The 21,154-nt window shown below is 59.8% G+C and carries 17 protein-coding genes and 1 pseudogene; all 18 read right to left on the bottom strand.

Going from position 1 to position 21,154, the window contains the following annotated elements; genetic code table 11:
* Positions 1-10 precede the first annotated feature (10 nt).
* Positions 11-928: a tRNA pseudouridine(55) synthase TruB gene (gene truB, locus VB144_00630; GenBank protein ID MEA4882161.1), complete on the bottom strand. Its 918-nt coding sequence runs from the start codon at positions 926-928 to the stop codon at positions 11-13.
* Positions 916-1,902: a bifunctional oligoribonuclease/PAP phosphatase NrnA gene (locus VB144_00625; GenBank protein ID MEA4882160.1), complete on the bottom strand. Its 987-nt coding sequence runs from the start codon at positions 1,900-1,902 to the stop codon at positions 916-918. Before VB144_00625 ends, truB begins: the two co-directional genes overlap by 13 nt.
* The gene (gene rbfA / locus VB144_00620; GenBank protein MEA4882159.1) at positions 1,899-2,291 is read right to left on the bottom strand and encodes a 30S ribosome-binding factor RbfA; all 393 of its coding nucleotides are present in this window, start codon (positions 2,289-2,291) and stop codon (positions 1,899-1,901) included. Before rbfA ends, VB144_00625 begins: the two co-directional genes overlap by 4 nt.
* Positions 2,292-2,358: 67 nt before the next feature.
* Entirely contained in the window at positions 2,359-5,319 is a 2,961-nt protein-coding gene (gene infB / locus VB144_00615; protein MEA4882158.1) for a translation initiation factor IF-2, read from the bottom strand.
* Between the two features lie 153 nt (positions 5,320-5,472).
* Positions 5,473-5,757, bottom strand: coding sequence for a YlxR family protein (locus VB144_00610; protein ID MEA4882157.1), 285 nt, complete (start codon positions 5,755-5,757; stop codon positions 5,473-5,475).
* Between the two features lie 55 nt (positions 5,758-5,812).
* Positions 5,813-6,850, bottom strand: a pseudogene (nusA, locus tag VB144_00605) (transcription termination factor NusA).
* Positions 6,837-7,322, bottom strand: coding sequence for a ribosome maturation factor RimP (rimP, locus tag VB144_00600; GenBank protein ID MEA4882156.1), 486 nt, complete (start codon positions 7,320-7,322; stop codon positions 6,837-6,839). Before rimP ends, nusA begins: the two are co-directional and overlap by 14 nt.
* 231 nt (positions 7,323-7,553) lie before the next feature.
* Positions 7,554-11,336, bottom strand: coding sequence for a PolC-type DNA polymerase III (locus VB144_00595; GenBank protein MEA4882155.1), 3,783 nt, complete (start codon positions 11,334-11,336; stop codon positions 7,554-7,556).
* A 28-nt stretch (positions 11,337-11,364) separates the two neighbouring features.
* Entirely contained in the window at positions 11,365-11,994 is a 630-nt protein-coding gene (locus tag VB144_00590) for a glycosyltransferase family 2 protein (protein ID MEA4882154.1), read from the bottom strand.
* Positions 11,963-13,777: a proline--tRNA ligase gene (locus tag VB144_00585; GenBank protein ID MEA4882153.1), complete on the bottom strand. Its 1,815-nt coding sequence runs from the start codon at positions 13,775-13,777 to the stop codon at positions 11,963-11,965. Before VB144_00585 ends, VB144_00590 begins: the two co-directional genes overlap by 32 nt.
* 45 nt (positions 13,778-13,822) lie before the next feature.
* Positions 13,823-14,899 (bottom strand): flavodoxin-dependent (E)-4-hydroxy-3-methylbut-2-enyl-diphosphate synthase, encoded by a 1,077-nt coding sequence (gene ispG, locus VB144_00580; GenBank protein ID MEA4882152.1) that lies wholly within the window; start codon positions 14,897-14,899, stop codon positions 13,823-13,825.
* 27 nt (positions 14,900-14,926) lie between these two features.
* Positions 14,927-15,967, bottom strand: coding sequence for an RIP metalloprotease RseP (gene rseP, locus VB144_00575; GenBank protein ID MEA4882151.1), 1,041 nt, complete (start codon positions 15,965-15,967; stop codon positions 14,927-14,929).
* Entirely contained in the window at positions 15,967-17,112 is a 1,146-nt protein-coding gene (dxr, locus tag VB144_00570) for a 1-deoxy-D-xylulose-5-phosphate reductoisomerase (protein ID MEA4882150.1), read from the bottom strand. The genes rseP and dxr overlap by 1 nt, the downstream gene beginning before the upstream one ends.
* Positions 17,113-17,119: 7 nt before the next feature.
* Positions 17,120-18,163: a sporulation integral membrane protein YtvI gene (gene ytvI / locus VB144_00565; protein ID MEA4882149.1), complete on the bottom strand. Its 1,044-nt coding sequence runs from the start codon at positions 18,161-18,163 to the stop codon at positions 17,120-17,122.
* Between the two features lie 18 nt (positions 18,164-18,181).
* A complete protein-coding gene (locus tag VB144_00560; protein MEA4882148.1) occupies positions 18,182-19,009 on the bottom strand; it encodes a phosphatidate cytidylyltransferase in 828 nt (275 codons plus the stop codon).
* Positions 19,009-19,788, bottom strand: coding sequence for a polyprenyl diphosphate synthase (gene uppS / locus VB144_00555; protein ID MEA4882147.1), 780 nt, complete (start codon positions 19,786-19,788; stop codon positions 19,009-19,011). The genes VB144_00560 and uppS overlap by 1 nt, the downstream gene beginning before the upstream one ends.
* 20 nt (positions 19,789-19,808) lie before the next feature.
* The gene (frr, locus tag VB144_00550) at positions 19,809-20,366 is read right to left on the bottom strand and encodes a ribosome recycling factor (GenBank protein MEA4882146.1); all 558 of its coding nucleotides are present in this window, start codon (positions 20,364-20,366) and stop codon (positions 19,809-19,811) included.
* 2 nt (positions 20,367-20,368) lie between these two features.
* Positions 20,369-21,088, bottom strand: a complete 720-nt coding sequence (gene pyrH, locus VB144_00545; GenBank protein ID MEA4882145.1) for a UMP kinase — start codon at positions 21,086-21,088, stop codon at positions 20,369-20,371.
* Positions 21,089-21,154 lie beyond the last annotated feature (66 nt).

Raw genomic sequence — 21,154 nt, 5'->3', positions numbered from 1 at the left:
CAAAAACACCTCAGGCATTAAAGACGATAACCGGCCGGATGATGATTCCCTGTTCCGCACGAGTCGCCAGTCCGATAGCTGCGAGGGATCCATCTGGGCAGATCAGCCCCACCCTCTCTCCATCGGCTGCGCTGGAAGCTGGGCGCAGGACGGGAGCACCACAGGCCACCCTTGCTGATTCCACCTGCGTAAGCTCGAAGGTGAGCATGTGCCGGATGCCCCTGGCAGGTTCATGCACCATCATATCGAGCACGCCTTCACGGGCCGCCTCCTCAAGCTGTCCGAGGGTGACTGACTCAGCCAATGTGAAGCCCGCCGACTCCGTTCGGACCAGCGATCCCATGTGGCCTGATACTCCAAGGCTCTTGCATATGTCCTGGCACAGAGTGCGAATGTAGGTGCCTTTGGAGCACCTGACGCGGATCTGGCCTCGCGAACCCGGAACAACAGGATCCGGCCAGGCGCCTACATCGACGGGGCTGATCTGGTGTATGATCACTCGCCGCGGGGTCCGCGCAACCTCTATCCCTTCCCGCGCAAGTTCATATAGCCTGCGACCCTCGTGGTGAACGGCGGACACCATCGGAGGAATCTGCTCGATCTCCCCTTGGAACCCTTCGATTGCAGCGCACACAGCCGACAGAGGAATGGCGAAGTCGGAGTCTGCGGAGGTGATCCGCCCTTCCGAATCGCCGGTATCTGTGGAAACTCCGTAGACCATCTCTGCCACGTACTCCTTGGGAAGGTCCATTAGGAATTGGGACAGGCGAGTGGATTTCCCGAAACAGAGAACAAGGACCCCAGTGGCTCCGGGATCCAGTGTGCCCGTGTGTCCACACGACCGCTCTTTGGTGATGCGCCTTGCCATGGCCACAACGTCGTGAGACGTCATCCCGGGCGCCTTATGTACTGCGACTATTCCGTCCAAGTGTAGCCAGCCTCCCGGAGCGCTGTGCGGAGCCTCAACATCACCTTGGACCTGGCCTCTGGAAGAGGCCCAGGCATAGTGCATCCTGATGCCCGCACGTGCCCGCCTCCGCCGAAGTCGGAGGCGACGCGAGCCACATCCACCTTCTCCTTGGATCGAAAGCCTATCCTTATGAGCCCATCCGGCGCCTCGCGGAAGGCCACTGCTGCCTCAACCCCTGCAACTGACCTTGCGTAGCCGATGTATCCCTCAGTATCTCCCTCAGAGACCCCGTGCTTAGCCATTATCTCGGCAGTGATGTTCATGGAGGCGAGCAATCCGTCGCAACTGAACTCGATGCCGAGGATCACCTCAGCCAGAGCTGCAAGGGAGCCGTATGGTTTGCTGTCGTATATGTTCTGCGCGATCTCCCACGGCCGTGCGCCTGCCTCGATAAGCTCCGCCGCTGTCCGCAGTGTGGCAGCGCGAGTGTTGGAGTAGCGAAACGACCCCGTGTCAGTAGAGATCCCCGCATACAGACAGGCAGCTATCTCCGGAGTGTACTCCACCCCAAGCGCACGGATTATCTGCGCTGCCAGCTCAGCCGTTGCCGCCGCCTGCGTGTCCACCCAGTTGTAAGTGCCGAACTCGTCGTTGGTGGCGTGGTGATCAACGTTCACCACAGCTGCACTGCCCCGGACGGCGTTTGCGACCCGGCCCACTCGCTCGATATCGCCGCAATCGAGCACCAGTGCAACGCCGTAGCTGGAAAGCAGGTCCTCCGGGCCCAGAACCGATCCCGCTCCGGGAAGGAACCTAAGAGAAGCAGGCACCGGGTCCGAAATGGCGGCGACCGGCGAAAGCCCGATCTGTTCCAGAGCCATCTTCATCCCCAGCATGGAGCCAATCGCATCGCCATCTGGAATCACGTGGGTAGTGATGAGAATGGAACTAGCCTCCGCAATGGCGCGGAGAACATCATCAGGGATGTTCAACTGCGGTCCTCCTCGCCATGCTCAATCTCATCCCCAGGCCCAGCGGGGCCCGCCTGCACGTCGTGAATGAGTTTCAGCAGGTGGGCGCCACGCTCAATGGAATCATCGTAGGCGAACGATATCTCCGGCGTAAGCCGCAACGGAACACGATGCCCGATCTCCGATCTGATGTATCCTTTCGCGCTCTCCAGAGCATGCATCGTCTGGGTCCTGGAGTTCTCATCGCCGAGAATGCTCACATAGACCTTTGCGTGCTGCAGATCTCCGCTGACCTCGACATCGGTTACGGTCACAAACCCAAGCCTTGGGTCCTTAAGATCGCGGCGGAGCATCTGTGAGATCTCTTCACGGAATGCCGCCCGAATGCGGTCGGAGCGATGTGTTGGCACCGCGCGCCGCCTCCTTCCACCCGCTGGCGCTCAGCACGGACTGTCCCTATTCAACTGGATTCGCAGGCTACAGCTCGCGCTTTACCTCTTCTTTGCCAAACGCTTCGATGATGTCCTTTTCGCGAATATCGTTCCAGTTCTCTATGCCGATTCCGCACTCGAACCCTGCGGCCACTTCGCGCGCATCATCCTTAAACCTCTTGAGCGAGGCTATCTTTCCTTCAAACGCAACGACTCCGTCACGAATGAGCCGCACTCTGGCAGACCTGGTGACCTTGCCATCAGTGATGTAGCAGCCTGCCACCACTCCCACCTTGGGCACCTTGAACGTCTCTCTCACTTCGGCGTGGCCGTACACAACCTCGCGGAACTCAGGCTCTAGAAGCCCTTCCATTGCCTTCTTAACATCGTCGATAGCATCGTAGATTACCCGATACAGCCTCACGTCAACCTGTTCAATCTCGGCAGAGTTCGCCGCTGCACCGTCCGGCCTCACGTTGAAACCGATCACGATAGCGTTGGATGCAGATGCGAGCATCACATCCCACTCGCTCACCGCTCCCACTCCGCCGTGGATCACATTGACCCTGACCTCGGAGGTAGACAGCTTCTCAAGCGCCTGCCGCACTGCCTCTACAGAGCCCTGAACGTCGGCCTTGATGACTACCCTGAGCTCCTTGACCTCTCCCTCCTTGATCTGGCTGAACAGATCTTCGAGAGAGACCTTCTTCGTATCCTTCATCACCGATTGGCGTCGGCGGTCCGCGCGTCTCTCTGCGACCTGTTTGGCCTCGCGCTCATCGGTGACGACCTGGAACACGTCTCCGGCCTCCGGGACCTCGCTGAGGCCAAGCACCTCCACGGGCATCGATGGGGTGGCCACCTCCACTGATTGCCCAATGTAGTCGGCCATCGCTCTCACCCTGCCGAACGTCTCACCCACCAGACAGTTGTCGCCCACCTTCAGTGTGCCCTTCTGGATCAGCACCGTTGCGACTGGGCCACGTCCTCGGTCAATTCTGGCCTCCACAACAGTGCCCCACGCGGGTCTGTCGGGGTTGGCTTTGATATCTCGCATATCGGCCACGAGAAGGATCATCTCAAGGAGGTCTTCGATTCCCTGCCTTCGAAGCGCCGATACTGGCGCCATGACAGTATCGCCGCCCCACTCCTCAGAGACAAGGCCGATCTCTGCAAGCTGCCTCTGAACTCGCTCAGGCTGAGCGCCTGGCCTGTCGATCTTGTTTATCGCGACCACGATGGGCACCTTCGCGTCCCGCGCGTGGTTCACCGCCTCGATTGTCTGGGGCATTACTCCATCGTCGGCTGCCACGACTAGTACCGCCACATCAGTGACCTGCGCCCCGCGGGCGCGCATAGCCGTGAACGCCTCGTGTCCTGGAGTATCGAGGAAGGTGATCTTCCTTCCGCGCAGTTCAACCTGGTAGGCGCCTATGTGCTGCGTAATGCCTCCAGCCTCTGTAGCAGTCACGTTGGTCTCTCTGATTGCATCTAGGAGAGAAGTCTTGCCATGGTCAACGTGACCCATGATGGTGACCACCGGAGGCCTCGGCTTGAGGCTCTCCTCGGAATCCTCCACCTGAGCAATTGCGACTTCGCGTTCCTCCCGCTCTGACGTGAGCTCTGCTTCAAAACCCAGATCAGTTGCGAGTATCTGCGCAACTTCCCCTTCAATCTCCTGATTGATGTTGACCATCACGCCAAGCCGAATCAGCCTCGAAACCACCTCCGAGGCGGGAATCTCCAGCTTCGCGGCGAGATCACGCACCGCTATGGCGGACCCTATCTCCACTCGTTTGACCTTGGCCGCCTTTTCGCGTCTGCGGACGGAGCGCTTGATGCCTACCTCGTCTTCGCTATCGATATCCATCTCACCGGACACGATACGGCGTCCGATGAGTCGTGCATCATCGAGAGGCGCAGACGTGGGCGCCTTCTTACGCCCTCGCTTATCCGCGCGAGCGCTAGGACGATCCGATCCCTCTTCACCTAGTTCCCCGCGCCTTCCTCGCCCAGTCCACTGCGACTTTCCCTTGGCCCCGCGGCTCGGAGGCGCCGGAGTCGCCGTCTGAGGTGGAGGAGGCACTGAGAGGCCGGGACCGCGCCTAGCGCCAGCGCCAGCTGATCCAGTAGGGCGTGGGCCATACGGCCGGGCCATTCCGGCGCCGGGCCCGCCCATGGGACGGGGTCCACCCGAAGGGCCCATCGGCCGCGCCTGCCCTGATGAATATGAAGGACCCTGCTGCCATGCCTGGCCAGGTTGGACTGGTTGGCCAACTGGCCTGGGCGGCCTCGGCGCTCCACCCTGAGGGAACGGCCTCGGGCCTTGACGAGCGGGTATGAAGGGATAAGACGGATCCAGCGGGCGCTGGACCTGGCTTACCTGACCGGCCTGCCCGCCAGCGGGCGCTCCCGGCAACGGCCTGCCTGACCTAGGGCCCTGCATCGGCCTCCCCTGAGATTGCGGGAACTGCCTGCCATCAGGCCTCGGCCCAAAATCGCCCGACCGCGGACCCTGGGTCTGCTGAGGATATGGTGCGGGCCTCTGCTGAGAAGGTCCGATCCTATGCTGCGGATTGAATGGCTGTTGAATCCCAGGCTGAACAGGATGCCCAGTTCCCGCGCCTGTCCCTGTTGCGACCGGAGCTGCTTCGGAGTACGGCGCCCGCTGCCCCTGCGATTGCAGCTGCATGTCTATGGGAGTGGGCGTTGGCGTTTGCGCAGGCGCCGAACCTGCTGCTGGCGTGCATTCTGAGACGACCGGCGCCAGCTGACCCGGCTGGATAGGCGTCGGTGCGACAACCGGTGCCCCTGCAGGAGCTGACGCCTTGGCTTCTCCCTTGACTGCATCAGGTCCGTACTTCCGCATCACATATCTTGCTGCGTTTTCATCAATTGCGCTCATATGATTCTTCGCCTTCACACCCAACTCATTTAATAGTGTAACCAGATCCTTGCTCGGCATATTGAGGTCCTTGGCCAATTCGAATACTCTCACTTTTGCCATTGAGCATCACCCCCGTGGCCCGCAATAGGCCGAGTTAAGTCGCAGCGTTCGTTAGCCCCTGGGCTGAGCAGGTATCCCGAGTGGCTCCCACCGCGACAGCCGCAGCCACGCGGATGTTTGTTCCAACCCACGCACGAGCGTGGTAAGTGACGCTTATTGCGAAGGAAGCCGAGCCGCTTGCAGCTGGTCTCGGAGCGTCTCGATTACCTCTTCAGGTATATCTGTCCCCAAGGCCCGGGAAAGCCTCCCGCCGCGCACAGCCTTGGCCACGCATTCCCCTTCTCTGCACACATAAGCGCCGCGCCCAGACTTCTTGCCTGTCGGGTCGATGACCACCTGACCCTCTGGCGTTCTCACGACGCGAACCAGGTCGCGTTTGTCGGCCACTCGCCCGCAGCCGACGCATGTTCGCTGAGGCAACTTCCTGACCTTAGGCACACTGCCACACCCCCTAGAAGTCTACTTCGAACTTGGGGATGCCGCCGAGTCCAACCTGGGACTCGCTCTTGATGTCAATCTTCCAGCCGGTTAGCTTCGCTGCCAGCCTGGCGTTCTGACCCTCTCGGCCTATGGCGAGCGAAAGCTGATAATCAGGAACAATGACCATCGCGATCTTGGATATGAAATCCGGACGCACCTCAACAACCTTGGCCGGACTGAGGGCGTTCCCGATGAACTTCGAGTAGTCCTCACTCCATGGTATGACATCTATCTTCTCGCCTGCAAGCTCTGTCACAACCGCCTGTATGCGCGCGCCGCGCGGCCCCACGCACGCCCCGACCGGATCCACATTCGGGTCGTGAGCGACGACGGCAACCTTTGAACGGGCCCCGGCCTCACGGGCGATTCCTTTGATCTCAACAACTCCATCGGCGATCTCAGGCACTTCGAGCTCTAGGAGGCGCTTAAGGAGAAGAGGATGTGTCCGTGACACCAGCACCATCGGACCCTTGTTGCTCTTGCGGACCTCCACAACATAGCACTTGATCTTCATGCCGAGCTCGTAGTTTTCCGTTTGGATCTGCTCCTGAGATGGGATAGTGGCTTCTGTTTTGCCAAGATCGACGATGACATTGCGCAGCTCGACACGGCTGACCATGCCGGTTACCACATCGCCCTCGCGATTCGAGAACTCCTCGTAGATGACTCCTCGTTCCGCCTCGCGGATCCTCTGCACGATTACCTGCTTGGCAGTTTGCGCCGCGATGCGCCCGAACTCCCTGGGAGTCACCTCGGTTTCGACCACGTCTCCCGCATTGAAGTTAGGGTCGATCTCCCTCGCATCTGCAAGCGAGATCTCCGTCTTGAGATCCTGCACCTCTTCGACCACATTCTTGCGGGATAGAACGACTATGCGACCGACACTCGGATCCAAACTCACCCTGACATTCTGCGATGAGCCGTAGTGCTTCTTGAAGGCAAGGACCAGAGCGGCCTCGAGCGCGTCAAGAAGTATTTCCTTGGATATCCCTCGTTCCCGTTCTATCTCATCGAGGGCCTTGATTATCTCGACACTGTCATTCTGACTCATCGCCGTTAACCTCCCTGAGCGGCGCCGCCAGCCTCGCGGCAGCGATCTTGCTGCGGGGTATTCGAACTGTCGTCCCATCGACCTCAATCAGCACGGAGCCGTCCGAAGTGCCCATCAGGCGCCCCTCAAAGCTCTTGCACCCATTGATCTCGGCATATGTCGTGATGAGAGCCCAGCGGCCTTTGAACTCATCGTATTCCTCGTCACGCCTGAGTGGCTTCTCTCCCGAGGACGACACCTCCAGAATGTAGCTCTGGGGGATGAAATCCTGCCGATCCAACTCAGCTCCTACCGCTTCCGACAGAGCTGAGCAGTCGTCGATGGCCACGCCCCCCGGCTTCTCGATGTACACGCGCAGGTACCAGTACCCCGAGTCACGCACGAACTCAGTATCGACTACTGTGAGCCCGAGGCGGGCAGCCTCCAACTCCGCTATGCGATTGGCCCGGGCCTCCGCCTGCCCACGATCCATGGCCTTTCATCCTCCCAACACCCAAAGCGCAGGGCGCTGGCCCTGCAAGGAACACACATGATGAAAGAGTGGGTCCTCCCCACTCTCACCACACCACAAAAGACCACTCAAGACTACCCTCACACGTCTCAATATAGCATATGCCAGCACACCGCGCAAGAGTGCGCGCGCCGCGGCAGAGCAACCGCAGCCAGCGGGCCACTGGCGGCGTTCCTCCGCATCGGACGCGGGCTAGAACAGAGATAGCTGGTCAGTCTCGGGGAGCCCATCGAACCCACCCATCTCCCGCAGCGCGTCGATGTGGGACCTGGTGAGTCGAGTCCGCCCCCTCACATCCGCGATGGAGCTGAACGGCCTCTCGCAGCGGGCATCGATCACGCTCGCAGCAGCAGCCTCCCCCAGGGATGACACAGTGACCAGGGGAATGCGCAGAGCCCCGTCCTCTACGGAGAAGCGCGTCGCTTCTGAGCTGCCGATGCTCACAGGAAGGAACTCCACCCCTCTTAGCTTGGCTTCTGCCACTACCTCAAGGACCGTAGTCAGGTTCTTCTCCCGCGACGTGGCATCAGCCTTCGTCTCGATTGAGTCCATGGCAGCGATCATGTCGTTCACACTCATCGTGGCTATCTGTGCCTCGAATTCCGCCGCCCTGATGCTGAAGTAGGCTGCGTAGAACTGAATGGGGTAGTGCACCTTGAAGTATGCTATCCTAAACGCCATCGTAACATAAGCAGCGGCATGCGCTTTCGGGAACATGTACTTGATCTTGTTGCATGAATTGATGTACCAGTCTGGCACTGAATGCCCCTTCATGGCAGCCGCGTCCTCGTCAGTTAGCCCTTTCCCTTTTCGGACCTTCTCCATTATCTTGAACGCGGTCTTCGGCGGAAGCCCGTCACGGATCAAGCGAATCATGATATCGTCCCTGCAGGCAATGACATCAGACAGGCATGCGCGTCCAGCCGCAATCAGCTCCTGAGCATTGGTGAGCCACACATCCGTCCCGTGGGAGAGACCACTGATCCGAACCAGATCCGCGAAGGAACGCGGTTTCGTTTCATCCAGCATTCCTCTCACGAACTTGGTTCCAAACTCCGGGATGGCGACGGTTCCGCAGGTGAGACCTGTCGGATTCGCTCTGAGCTTGAGGGGATCGATCGATGCGAAGATCGCAATGGTCTCCGGGTCATCCATTGGAATCGAACCAGACCGCATCCCCGTGAGGTCCTCAAGCATCTTTATCATCGTGGGATCATCATGTCCCAGAAGATCCAGTTTCAGAAGGCACTCATGTATCGTCTTGTATTCGAAGTGAGTAGTCACCGTCTCGGAGTTGCGATCGTTGGCCGGGTGTTGAACCGGCGTGAATTCGTGCACATCCCGCCCCTTTGGCACGATCATCAATCCGCCGGGATGCTGGCCTGTCGTTCGCTTCACTCCGGAGCACCCGCGAGCCAGTCGCGCCGCCTCGGCCTGCCTCATCACCAACCCGTGGGATTCTGCGTAAGCCTTGACGAACCCGTACGCGGTCTTGTCGGCTATCGTCGCTATGGTTCCCGCTCGGAACACATGATCCGCTCCGAACAGCTCCTCCGCGTATTTATGTATTGCTCCCTGATATTCACCGGAGAAGTTCAGGTCGATATCTGGCACCTTATCTCCCTCGAAACCGAGGAATGTCTCGAACGGGATGTTCTGGCCGTCCTTTGCCAAAGCGCACCCACATTGCGGACAGGTCGCAGATGGAAGATCGTACCCGGATTCGGCGGGAAGCCCGTGATCGAAATCGCTGTAATGGCAGCTCGGGCACAGGTAGTGCGGAGGAAGTGGGTTCACTTCGGTTATTCCGCACATGGTGGCCACGAGGGACGATCCGACGGACCCCCTCGATCCCACAGGATATCCGGCCTCCACGGACTTGCGCACCAGTTTCGCCGCGATGTCATAGTTCACGGCATAGCCGTGCCCGATAATCGCGTCCAGCTCACGTCCCAGCCTGTCGGCAACGGTTTCCGGGAGTGGATCCCCGTACAGCTCCTTTGCTCTCCGATGGGCCTGAGAGCGGACTTCATCATCTGCGCCTTCTATCTCGGGAGTAGCGAGCTCATCCGGCACTGGCTTCATGTCGTCGATCATGCCTGCAATTTTCCGCGGATTCTCGATGACCACCTCACGACAGATCTCCTCGCCGAGGAATGAAAACTCCTCAAGCATCTCGTCTGTGGTGTGAAAGTACAGTGGCGCCTGGGAGTCTGCGTCCTCGTATCCCTGCCCGGCCATGAGTATGCGCCGGTAAACTTCATCGCGAGGGTTAAGAAAGTGCACATCCCCTGTGGCAACAACAGGTATCCCAAGCTTCCTGCCGAGGTCATGGATCCTTGCTGTGAGGTTCTGCACTCCTCGAACATCAGGAAGCGCGCCGGAACGAACTAGGAACGCGTTGTTGCCAGGAGGCATCACCTCAAGATAGTCGTAGAAACCCGCAATCCGCTGGATCTCCTCGTCAGGAGCATTGGCCAGCATGGCCCGGAAAAGCTCCCCTGACTCACATGCGGACCCGATGAGAAGCCCGGATCTGTACTGCGCGATAGCCTCCCGGGGCACTCGCGGGTGCCGATGGAAGTAGCGAAGGTGCGAGTCAGTTACGAGGTGGTACAATCCTTGAAGGCCATCACGATTCCTTGCGAGGACCGTCATGTGGAACATGTGGGCGCCGTCATCGGCAGGATCATCGACTAGATATGCCTCCATCCCATAGATGACCTTAATTCCCAGCTTCCTCGCTTCCGCGTAAGCATCAGGGAATGCCTGAACCACGCCATGATCGGTAATAGCGACGGCGGGATGGCCCCAGGCGGCCGCCTGCCGGATCACCGCCTGAACCTCGCACACGGAATCCAGTGCGCTCATTTTCGTGTGAAGATGCAGTTCTACGCGTTTCTCCGCGCTCAGATCCATCCGCTCGCGCTTTGCATATGGAACGATGTCCGACGCCATGATCACTGTCTCCCTGGCGTACTGGTCGTACTGCAATTCGCCGCGCACCTTCACCCACTGCCCATCGGCAAGCTCCGCCCTCGGTTCATCCGCATCTCGGAAGAACTTGCAGGTGATTGAGTCGGTCAGGTCAGTGATGCAAAACGAGATCACATACAGCCCGCTCTTTGTCTGCCTTTCATCCACGTCGAACAGCTCGCCCGCGACCACGGCTTTCTTCTGCCCCTGTGCAATCTCGGCGATTGATTGGGGGGCCTCGGCGATGAGCCGTCCCCGAATCGCGCCCTCAGCCGTGACTACCGGACGCCGCCTTCCGCGGCGCTTGGGCTCAGTTTCTGTCCGCGTCGGAGTCGTACGCGGTTTCGACTCCGCCCAGTCTCCCGCTGGGCGTTGTTCACTGTCGCCCGGGGGAGGCGGGCTTGCGAGCTCAACCCAGGCATCTGGCGATTCCTCATCATCGCCCTGGTCTGTTGCCGTGAAGTCGCCCACAACTATACGCACCTCGGGCCTTGCCCCTGAGAGTTCCGCAATCGCGGCTGCGATCATGTGGGAACAGCCCTTCTCCGTGAGCTTGGCCGCCTGCACCTCGCCTGGGACCTCAACTGCAAGCTCCCCCTCATCCTGCACGCATCTGGCCTCAGCAAGCCACGCGCCTAGGTAGGGAGCGCCGGCGCACACCTTGTCAACCACGTCGCGCCAGTGTTCCTCGATCCATTCGGACGAAACGGCGTCCGACTCCAAACAGGCCTGGTGCGTTCCGCAGAAATCAACGGTGATCTCTCCAACGTCTCCTAGGACCCTGCGGAGTGCGGCGCGCGCCAGGTCACTGCAGTGCGCATCATCCGGCGTCTTCCCCTCGATCCGAACCCTCCACTCTCCGGAGTCCAGGTTAGCCTCAATTTGCGCAATTCTGCAAGCATGCGAAATAGCAGCCGGCATTTTCATGCCGGCGCACTCGAACACGTACTGAAGGTGTGCCCGATCATCCGATGGGATGATCACAAATACAGTCGACAACAGCGACCCTCCAAGCGTACTGCAGCTCTCACTCTTTATGGACGAGCGACCTCACGACATCCCAGTACATTCGCATCCTCATGGCTGCGCCTTTTACTGGGCCGATCTTCTCCTCCTTGGTCACATGGGTGAGCCTCGGAAGCTTCACCTCCACCACATTCAGGTTTCTCTCCTTGGCATGCCTGGTGAGCACGGCCTCGAGTCCGTATCTGGAGATCTCCAGGTGCATTCCGTCGAGGATGCTCCTCTTCAACGCACGCTGCCCAGAAAGCCAAGGCGTGATGGCCTGTGCCAGATCAGTCGCCGCGCGCCCTTCCTCGAAGATGCCGATTGTCATGTCGGCGTCTCCATTCATGACCGGCGTGAGAAGACGCCGCACATGGTCGGTTGAGAGGCCCACCAGATCCGCGTCGAGGAAAAGGACGACATCACTGGGGGATTCATCGAGTCCCTTCGCCACGGCGCCCCCTTTTCCGGTGTTGATGGGGAGCTTGATCACGTGCGCCCCGTGGGCCGAGGCCACATCGAAGGTCTCGTCGGTGGAGCCGTCATCCACCACAACCACCTCGTCGATCATGTCGCACGTGTTCAACACGGCGAGAACCGCCCCGATACGGGGACCCTCGTTATACGCAGGGACTATCGCTGTCACGTGCACCGAGGCCGACCCCCTTGCGCGGCGTGTATGCCGCGAGTTCGCAATCGACGATCTCCTTAATGCGTGCAGCTGCTCGAGTCAGCTCCACGAGTTCAATGTCGCCGCCGCGCCGCATTGAGATCTCCACATTGCCGTTGGCTAGGCGCTTCTGTCCCACAGTAACCTTGACTGGAAAGCCGATGAGGTCAGCATCCTTGAACTTCACACCGGGACGCTCATCCCTATCATCTAGCACGGCCTCGACTCCGCACTCGAGCAGTTCGGCGTACACTGCCTCTGCCGCCTGGGCCTGAGCAGGTTCTGAGCTGTTGACGGGCAACACGATTGCCTGGTAGGGGGCAACAGACATTGGCCAGATGATCCCGCGCTCATCATGGTGCTCCTCGATCACAGCGGCCACGGTCCTAGTGACCCCTATGCCGTAGCATCCCATGAGCATCGTGCGTTCATCCCCAAACTCGTTCAGATACCTGGCGCCAAGGACTTCGCTGTACTTGGCGCCCAGCTTGAACACGTGACCGACTTCAACGCCACGGGCGCCGTCGAGCGCGTTCCCGCACCTAGGGCAGGCGTCGCCGCGGGATACCACGCGAATGTCGGAGATGACATCGGCAACGTAGTCTACCCCATACTCCACTCCGGTCATGTGTGCATCTGCGGCATTGGCTCCAGCCACACCGCTGGCCACGGCTATGGCCTCCCAGTCCGCCACTATCCGCACCTTCTTCGCAAGCCCCACAGGTCCTGCGAAACCAACTGGTGCGCCGGTGATCCCCTGGATAAGCTCAGAACCAGCCAACTCCAGCTCATGCGCTCCCACCGCGCGCTTGAGTTTCGCCTCATTCGCGTCTCGATCTCCCCGAACAACAGCAATGAAAGGCTCTCCATCTGCCGTATATACCAGGCTCTTGAGAATCCCTGAAGGCTTAACTCCTAGGAATGAGGAGAGTTCATCGACAGTGTGCACCCCGGGGGTGGAAACCACCCTGGCATGAGAGCCCTGGCAACCTGAGGCGCCACGCCCGGCCTCTGCCGCTTCCGCGACCCGCCTCGCCTTGTCCGCAGGAACGCTCTCCGCCCTCTCCGTGTTGGCAGCATAGCCGCAGGAGTTGCAGAACACCAGGTCCGCCTCGCCTACCTCCGACACCACCATGAACTCATGGTTCTGGCTGCCGCCGATCGCTCCCGAATCCGCCTCGACCACCTTGTAGTGCAGGCCGCATCTATCGAAAGCCCGGCAGTAGGCCTCGTACATCTTCCGGTAGCTGACATCCAGCCCGGCCTCGTCTCTATCGAAGCTGTAGCAGTCCTTCATGATGAACTCACGTGCACGCATGACCCCGTATCGGGGACGTATCTCATCCCGGAACTTCGTCTGTATCTGGTAGAGAAGCTTGGGAAGCTGCCGGTATGAACGAATCTCGTCCCGGACTGTGACTGTGGTGATCTCCTCGTGGGTGGGGCCTAGGCAGATCTCCCGCCCGCCCCTGTCTCGGAGGCGGAACATCTCTGGGCCATAGTCGTCCCAACGGCCAGTCTCCCTCCAGAGATCAGCAGCCTGAACCGCGGGCATCAGAACCTCCTGCGCTCCCTGACGGTCCATCTCCTGCCTTACGATGTTCTCAACCTTGAACACTACTCTCCATCCCAGGTTGAGATAAGAGTACACACCCGAAAGCGTCTTCCTCATAAGACCAGCTCTCAGCATGAGCTGATGGCTTGGTATCTCCGCCTCAGATGGCACTTCGCGCAGTGTGGGTGCGAATAGCTGTGTCATTCTCATCCGGCATCAACTCCTCTATCCTCTGGCTCAACGCCAAGGATGCGCCTACTCCTGCGCCCTCTCGCGAGCGGCCCCCCGCGCCGCCTCCCTCGCGGCCTCGGTGATCGCGGCGATGATCTGGCTTTCAGGCACCTTACGCACCGGCCGGCCTCCGGCGAACAGGAGTCCGACCCCATTTCCACAGGCAACGCCGAGGTCTGCATCGGAAGCCTCGCCTGGCCCGTTGACCTCACACCCCATCACCGCAATGGTCAGCGGCCATTTGATATCGGAAACAGCCTCGGCTATCTCCCGCGCAATCCCGATGACGTCGCTCCTGCATCTTCCGCAGGTGGGGCATGAGACGATGATGGGACCGTACGATCGAAGCTCGAGCGACTCCAGAATCTGCTTGCCCGCTGTCACCTCTGCGAGAGGATCGCCGGTGAGGCTCACTCTTATGGTATCACCGATCCCAGCCGCAAGGATGATCCCAATTCCCGTTGCCGACTTAACGAGGCCCCCGGGCGGCGGACCAGCTTCCGTCACGCCCACGTGAAGAGGATATGGCGCCCTGGAAGCAATCAGCCGATAGGCTTCCACAGTTCGCCTAACATCGGAGGCTTTCAGTGATATGACTATCGACTGGAAGCCCACTCGTTCGAGCATCGCAACGTGGCGCATAGCGCTCTCCACCATGGCCTCAGGGCCTCTACCGTGCTTCTCCAGAAGGTCACGTTCCAGAGACCCTGCATTCACCCCGATGCGGATCGGCACTCCATGAGCTTCCGCACAAGCGGCTACCTCCCTAACGTGAGCTGGTCCGCCGATGTTGCCCGGGTTGATGCGGAGTTTCGCCACTCCAGCCTCGATTGCGAGAAGCGCCAGCTTGTAGTTGAAGTGGATGTCCGCCACCACCGGAATGCTCGATCCAGCGCAGATCCTTGGGAGCACGGAAGCCGCCTCTTCATCAGGAACTGCGACACGCACGATCTCGCATCCGGCCCTCGCAAGGGCACGTATCTGTTCCAGAGTGGCCTCAGAATCACGAGTATCGGTTTTGGTCATCGACTGAACCGATACCTCGGCGCCGCCGCCGACTGGAACACTACCCACGTACACTCGCCTGGTTAGGTCGCGTATTTCGGCCAATCCGACTGATCCCCTTCCCTAGAAATGCGAACCCACAAGGCGGGAGATGTCGCCCACCGTTGCGTAGACCATCAGCGCAAAGAGCAGAACCAGCCCTGCGAGTTTGAGGCCGCCCTCAACCCCTTCAGACAAAGGCCGCCCGCGGAGCTGCTCGATGGCAAGCAACACCACCCACCCGCCATCGAGGATGGGAACTGGCATGAGGTTCAGAAGCCCAAGGCTAGTCGATATCAGAGCCACCAGCATCATCAGACTCGAGAACCCTGCCCTCGCGGCCTGCGCCGACATGGTTGCGATTCCTATCGGCCCTGATACATCTGGCTTTGCTCTGCCAGAGATCATCGCTTTCATGGAGACGACTGATGTGTTCACTATGCCCCAGGTGTACCTTAGTGCACCGGATACCGACCCCGCCGGTCCTGTGCGAACCGGAACCTCACTTAGTTTCACACCGATTCGGCCGACCTTCACCTCAGGATCGTACGCCGGGACTACTTGAAGGGACATGCGTTCTCCGTCCCGCCTAACATCTACGGTCAGGCTCCTGTTCCAGTTCGCCGCGACCGTGTTCACGAATCCAGCGACGCTTGCCACAGGCGCGCCATCGACCGCCAGTATTGTATCGTTCGGCGCGAAACCTGCCTCCGATGCAGGCGTCCCCTGGAGCACCTCCGCCACCGTTGCAGTAGGCACCCCATAGACGCCGAACAGCGCACTGAACACAACCACCGCAAGCAGGAAGTTCATGAGAGGACCGGCGATCACAATGAATATCCTCTGGATGAACGGCCTGTTCACGAAGCTCCTCGGGTCGTCGTCATCCGACTTCTCCCCAGGCATGTCGGTGTCGTCCATTCCAGCAAACCGGCACATTCCACCGAGGGGAAGAGCACGCACCGCGTACAGCGTCTCGCCGACTCGTTTCGACAGGATGCGGGGCCCAAAGCCCAGGGCGAACTCGTACACGCGCACTCCCGAGGCCCGGGCTGCCAGGAAATGGCCGAGTTCATGCACGAAAACAACCAGGCCGATCACGACCATGAATGCGAGAGCATACACTACAGCCTGCACCGCCCTCTCACGTAGTCGCGCGCCCATGCATCTGCGCGCGCAATAGCGTCGATGGAATCGAATCCTGTGTCATCGAAGGCGTTCATGGCCGCGATGACCGCCGGAGTGATCTCGGTGAAGCGGATTCTCCCAGCCAGGAACAGGCGCACCGCTTCTTCATTTGCAGCCGACATGACAGCCGGACAAGATCCGCCGCGCAAGAGAGCCGCATGTCCTAGGCCTGCAGCAGGGAATCGGTTCAGATCCGGGTGGGCGAAGCTGAGCGTTCCCATGGAGGCGAGATCCAAGCCCCGGGAAAGGCCTCGTCGCCTCTTCGGGTACGTGATCGCGAACTGGATGGGAACACGCATGTCTGCCGCCCCTAGCTGCGCGATGGTGGAACCATCGATGAACTCAACCATGGAGTGCACCACGCTCTCTCGATGGATCAACACATCGATGCGATCAGGATCCACTCCGAACAGCCAGTGAGCCTCGATCACCTCAAGCGCCTTGTTCATCATCGTGGCTGAGTCCACAGAGATCTTGGGTCCCATGGCCCAGTTCGGGTGAGACACCGCCTCAGCTCGGGTGACCTCCGAAAGATCGGTCCTATCACGGAATGGGCCTCCCGACGCTGTCAGTATAATGCGCGACACAGCAGACCTGTCCTGCCCCGAAAGACACTGCCAGATCGCTGAATGCTCAGAGTCCACAGGGCGGATAGTGCACCCTGCGTCCTGAGCAGCCTTCATCACCAATTGCCCCGCGGCCACAAGCGTCTCCTTGTTGGCAAGAGCCACATCGTGGCCTGCAGCACAGGCTGCAAGGGTGGGATACACGCCTTCGAATCCGACTATGGCATTCAGCACCAGGTCCTGCTCTGCGTAGGCCGCGAGCTCGGCGATGCCGTCCCGACCAATCAGAAGCTCAGGGGAGGGCGACAGAGTCGATAGTGCAGCCCGCGCCCTCTCCGCGCAGCGGGAATCGCCAACAGCCACTGCCCTCGGTGAGAACTCCCGTGCCTGCTCTACCAGGAGATCAACACTGGACCAGGCTGAGAGCCCAACGATTTCGAGCCCGAGAGACCGGGCGACCTCCAGAGCCTGTGCGCCAACAGAACCAGTGGAGCCAAGAATGCAAAGACGAGTCAACTTCCGACTACTCCTCCTCAGCCGGCAACATCGGGCGGATCACAAACCTGTACACTGCCTTCACGAATACGACAGCGATGGGCCCGGCGATGAGCCCTGTTACGCCAAACAGACGGACCCCGACGTAAACTGAGATCAAAGCCGCCAGTGGGTGCAGATCCAAGCTGCTGCCCATAACCCGCGCCTCGGCCACCTGACGTATAGCTGACGTTACAAATAGAACGGCAACGAGCCCTATCGCGTATCCGATGTTCCCTATTATCGCATGGTAGAAAGCCCATGGCAAGAACAGGACCGATGGGCCAATCAATGGGATGATATCGAGAACCCCGCAGGTCAAAGCCAGGAGCCACGAGTAGCTCACACCCATTGCCGACAGGCCGAAGAGTGTGAGAATCATTGTAATGGCGATGAGCACGAATCTGCCCCTCATGTAACCGGTAAAGCCAGCCACCAGTTCGCTCCTGATCCTACGGAACTGCTTGCGCCAGGGCTTGGGGAGGGCATTGGTGACCGTCTCCGAGAGAATGGCGCTGTCGCGCGCAATGAAGAATGTGGATATGGTGCTTATCAGGAGCACAATGGTGAATTGGGGAAGCCCGCGCGCGACTCCCGTGAGCCACACTACCGCCGATTCTGCCAGGGCCACCACTCTCCCCTGGTTTGCCCGTATCGCGTCAGCCACAGGGGCGGGCAGCTGCTCGAAAATGCGGGTGATCGCAGCCATCAGCTGATCGATGCCCTTGGAGAACGCGGCGCTGAGCGCGCCGTCGTTCTGCGACAACTGCTCAAGTTCCGCTCCGATCTCCACAATTCCGATCCAGAGAAGCAGGCCCAATGAGATTCCCATGACTGCCAGCACCAGAATAGCAGCAACACCCCGAGGCAGCCTCAGCTTTCGCTGAAGAAACGTCACGCCTGGATCGATAAGGGCCGCCATGAACACAGCGATAACAAAAGGGGTGAACAGAGGCAGCATGAACCGTATTGCTGCATAGGTGATCACGATCAGCAGTACAACAGCCGCGGCTGCTCTACCGTAGCTCCCCACCGAGCCCACCTCCTGCCGTCACATCAAGCGGAAGCCGTGAAACGCCCAGATGAACCAGTAATACACAGCCGGCATGACGAAGAAGAATGAATCGAACCTATCGAGCGCCCCGCCGTGGCCTGGGAGCAACCGCCCTGCGTCCTTGACCCCGGCATCCCGCTTCATGGCCGATTCCGCCAGATCCCCTATCTGCCCGCATGCGGCGACGATCAACCCTATAGCGATTGTCTGTGGCCAGCTCAGTGTGGTCCATATCCCTGTTGAGCCGCCTATCCACTTATACACAATGGACCCGGCCACAGCCCATACGAAACCCCCGAGGGATCCCTCTATGGTTTTCCTCGGCGAAAGAGTCGGAGCGAGTTTTCTCCTGCCGAATAGAAGACCTGTGAAGTAGGCGCCCATGTCGTTCAGCCATACCAGGGCGATGGTGAGAATCGCAAGGCCTCTGCCTGCATCGCCCAGCGACGCCCGGATCAAGTAGAACCGGCTCGCCGTCCAGCCGCAGTAAACGGCTCCGAACAGCTCAAGAGACGGGCCGGCCACGGCGTTCGCAGGGCTGCCCCGCATAACCTGAGCGAGAAGAGAGCCCAGCAGAACCGCTCCGAGCACCACCTCCGACAGACTTCCGCGCGTCGCGAACGCGTCCACAACAAAGAGCGCTGTTCCACCTAGCAGGACTGGAAGGCTCGGCGCCCAGGCCTTCCTTCGGGTGAGCGCCGCGTATTCCAGCGCTCCGGCGAGAGAGATGAAGAGCAGTGTTGCCGCCAGGGGAACGCCTCCCAGCCATACCAGCGCCAGGCCTATGGGAGCGCCAATCAAGCCCACTATGACCCTTGCTCTCATCACGGCAACCCTCCCTGGCCATTCAGTCCGCCATAGCGCCTATCTCTTGCCTCATAGGCCCTCACTGCCGAACTGAGGTCGTTCGGGGTGAAGTCAGGCCAGAGTGTCGGCGTCACATACACCTCTGAGTAGGCAAGCTGCCACAGGAGGAAGTTGCTGATTCGATTCTCCCCGCCCGTTCGTATGAGCAGGTCCGGGTCCGGCTGCCCCGCTGTGGAAAGCCTTGCTGCGATCAGATCCTCATCAACATCCGAAGGCGCAAGCCGCCCCTCTGCGGCGTCCGTGGCAATGGATCGCGCTGCCTGGACAATGTCCCATCTCCCACCGTAATTCAGTGCGAGGTTCACCGTAAGCCTGGGGCCCGAGAACGTGAGATGTTCCGATTCATCGACTACCCTGACCAACGATGCGGGCAGAGCGGCCCGATCTCCGATGCAGCGCATTCGAATACCGTAGCCTGCCAGAGCCTCCATTTCACGATGCAAGTAGTCCTCCAGGATCCGAAAGATGCCCTGAACTTCCGCCGGGGGACGCTTCCAGTTCTCGGTGGAAAAGGCGTAGAGGGTAAGGTAGGCTATGCCCATGTCGCGAGCTGCGATGGAGATCCTCTTGGCAACCTCAGCTCCCGCTCGGTGACCGCTAAGTCGAGGTTTGCCTCTCTCCCGCGCCCACCTGCCGTTTCCATCCATTATGATCGCTATATGCGAAGGCAGCAGCAGGGTTTCCTCCTTTCGCGAGGGGCCGTATGTGACAAACCCCCTCGACGCGAGGGGGTGCAAGAAAGATGAATGAGCCCATCCTACACCTGGAGGATCTCGACTTCCTTCTCAGCTAGGAGCTTGTCGACCTCCGCGATGAACTTGTCAGTCAACTTCTGAATATCGTCCAGAGCACGCTTGAGATCATCCTCAGTAATGTCGCCGCCTTTTTCCATCGCGCGTGCCTCTTCCACAGCCTCGCGACGGATGCTCCTTACGGCTACGCGCATCTCTTCAGCGATCTTCCTGACGAGCTTCACAAGGTCCCGCCTGCGCTCCTCTGTTAGGTGGGGAACCGCCATCCGGATCACGTTTCCGTCATTCGTAGGGACCAATCCGATATCCGATTTCTGTATTGCCTTTTCGACCTTGCCCAGTACTGACTTGTCCCACGGAGTCACCACAAGCAAGCGAGGCTCAGGTGCGGATATGTTGGCCAGCTGCGTTAGGGGGGTTGGTGTGTCGTAGTAATCAACCACCACTCTATCGAGGAGCGCCGGGTTCGCGCGCCCGGTTCGCACTCCCGCGAAATCACGGCGAGTGGCCTCGATCACGCCCTTCATTCTCTCATCGGCTCTCTCCAGAACGGCCTGGTTCACGCCTAATCCCTCCTTACTAAGGTACCAACGGCCTCACCCTCAAGCGCTCGCCGGATGTTTCCATCTTTCAGCAGGTTAAACACAACTATGGGTATGCCGTTGTCCATGCACAGTGAGGCCGCCGTCGAATCCATGACGCCAAGTCCCCTGTTTATTACTTCCATGAACGATAGCTTGTCGAACAGCTTCGCATCGGGGTTCTTCAGCGGATCTGAATCGTACACGCCATCCACCTTCTTCGCCATGAGGATCGCCTCGGCGTCAATCTCGGCAGCCCGAAGCGCAGCAGCGGTATCGGTGGAAAAGAATGGATTTCCCGTTCCGGCGCCGAATATCACGATTCGGCCCTTCTCAAGATGGCGTATTGCCCTGCGCCTAATGTAAGGTTCAGCGACTTCGCGGATCTCCATCGCGGTTAGAACCCTCGTCGCTATCCCTTGCTGCTCCAAAGCGTCCTGCAGAACGACGGAGTTGATGACCGTCGCCATCATGCCGACATAGTCAGCGGTGCTCCGGTCCATTCCTCGCCGGCTCGCCTCGGCGCCCCTCCATATGTTCCCCCCGCCCACGACCACTGCGATCTGGGCGCCGAGGGCATGAGCCTCTCCAACCTGCTGCGCTATCCACTTCACGGCATCAAGATCAACGCCATAACCTTGCCGCCCGGCGAGGGCCTCGCCCGACAGCTTCAACACCACGCGCTTGTACTTTGGAGTGCTCATTTTGGTGTCGGACGGCTTATCCGATGGAGTATTCAATGGAGTATCCAAGGCGCTCCCCCCGTGGAC

The organism is Clostridia bacterium (assembly GCA_034926675.1).
GTDB lineage: Bacteria > Bacillota > DTU025 > DTU025 > DTU025 > JAYFQW01.
This window is presented reverse-complemented; position numbering and strand designations above follow the sequence as displayed.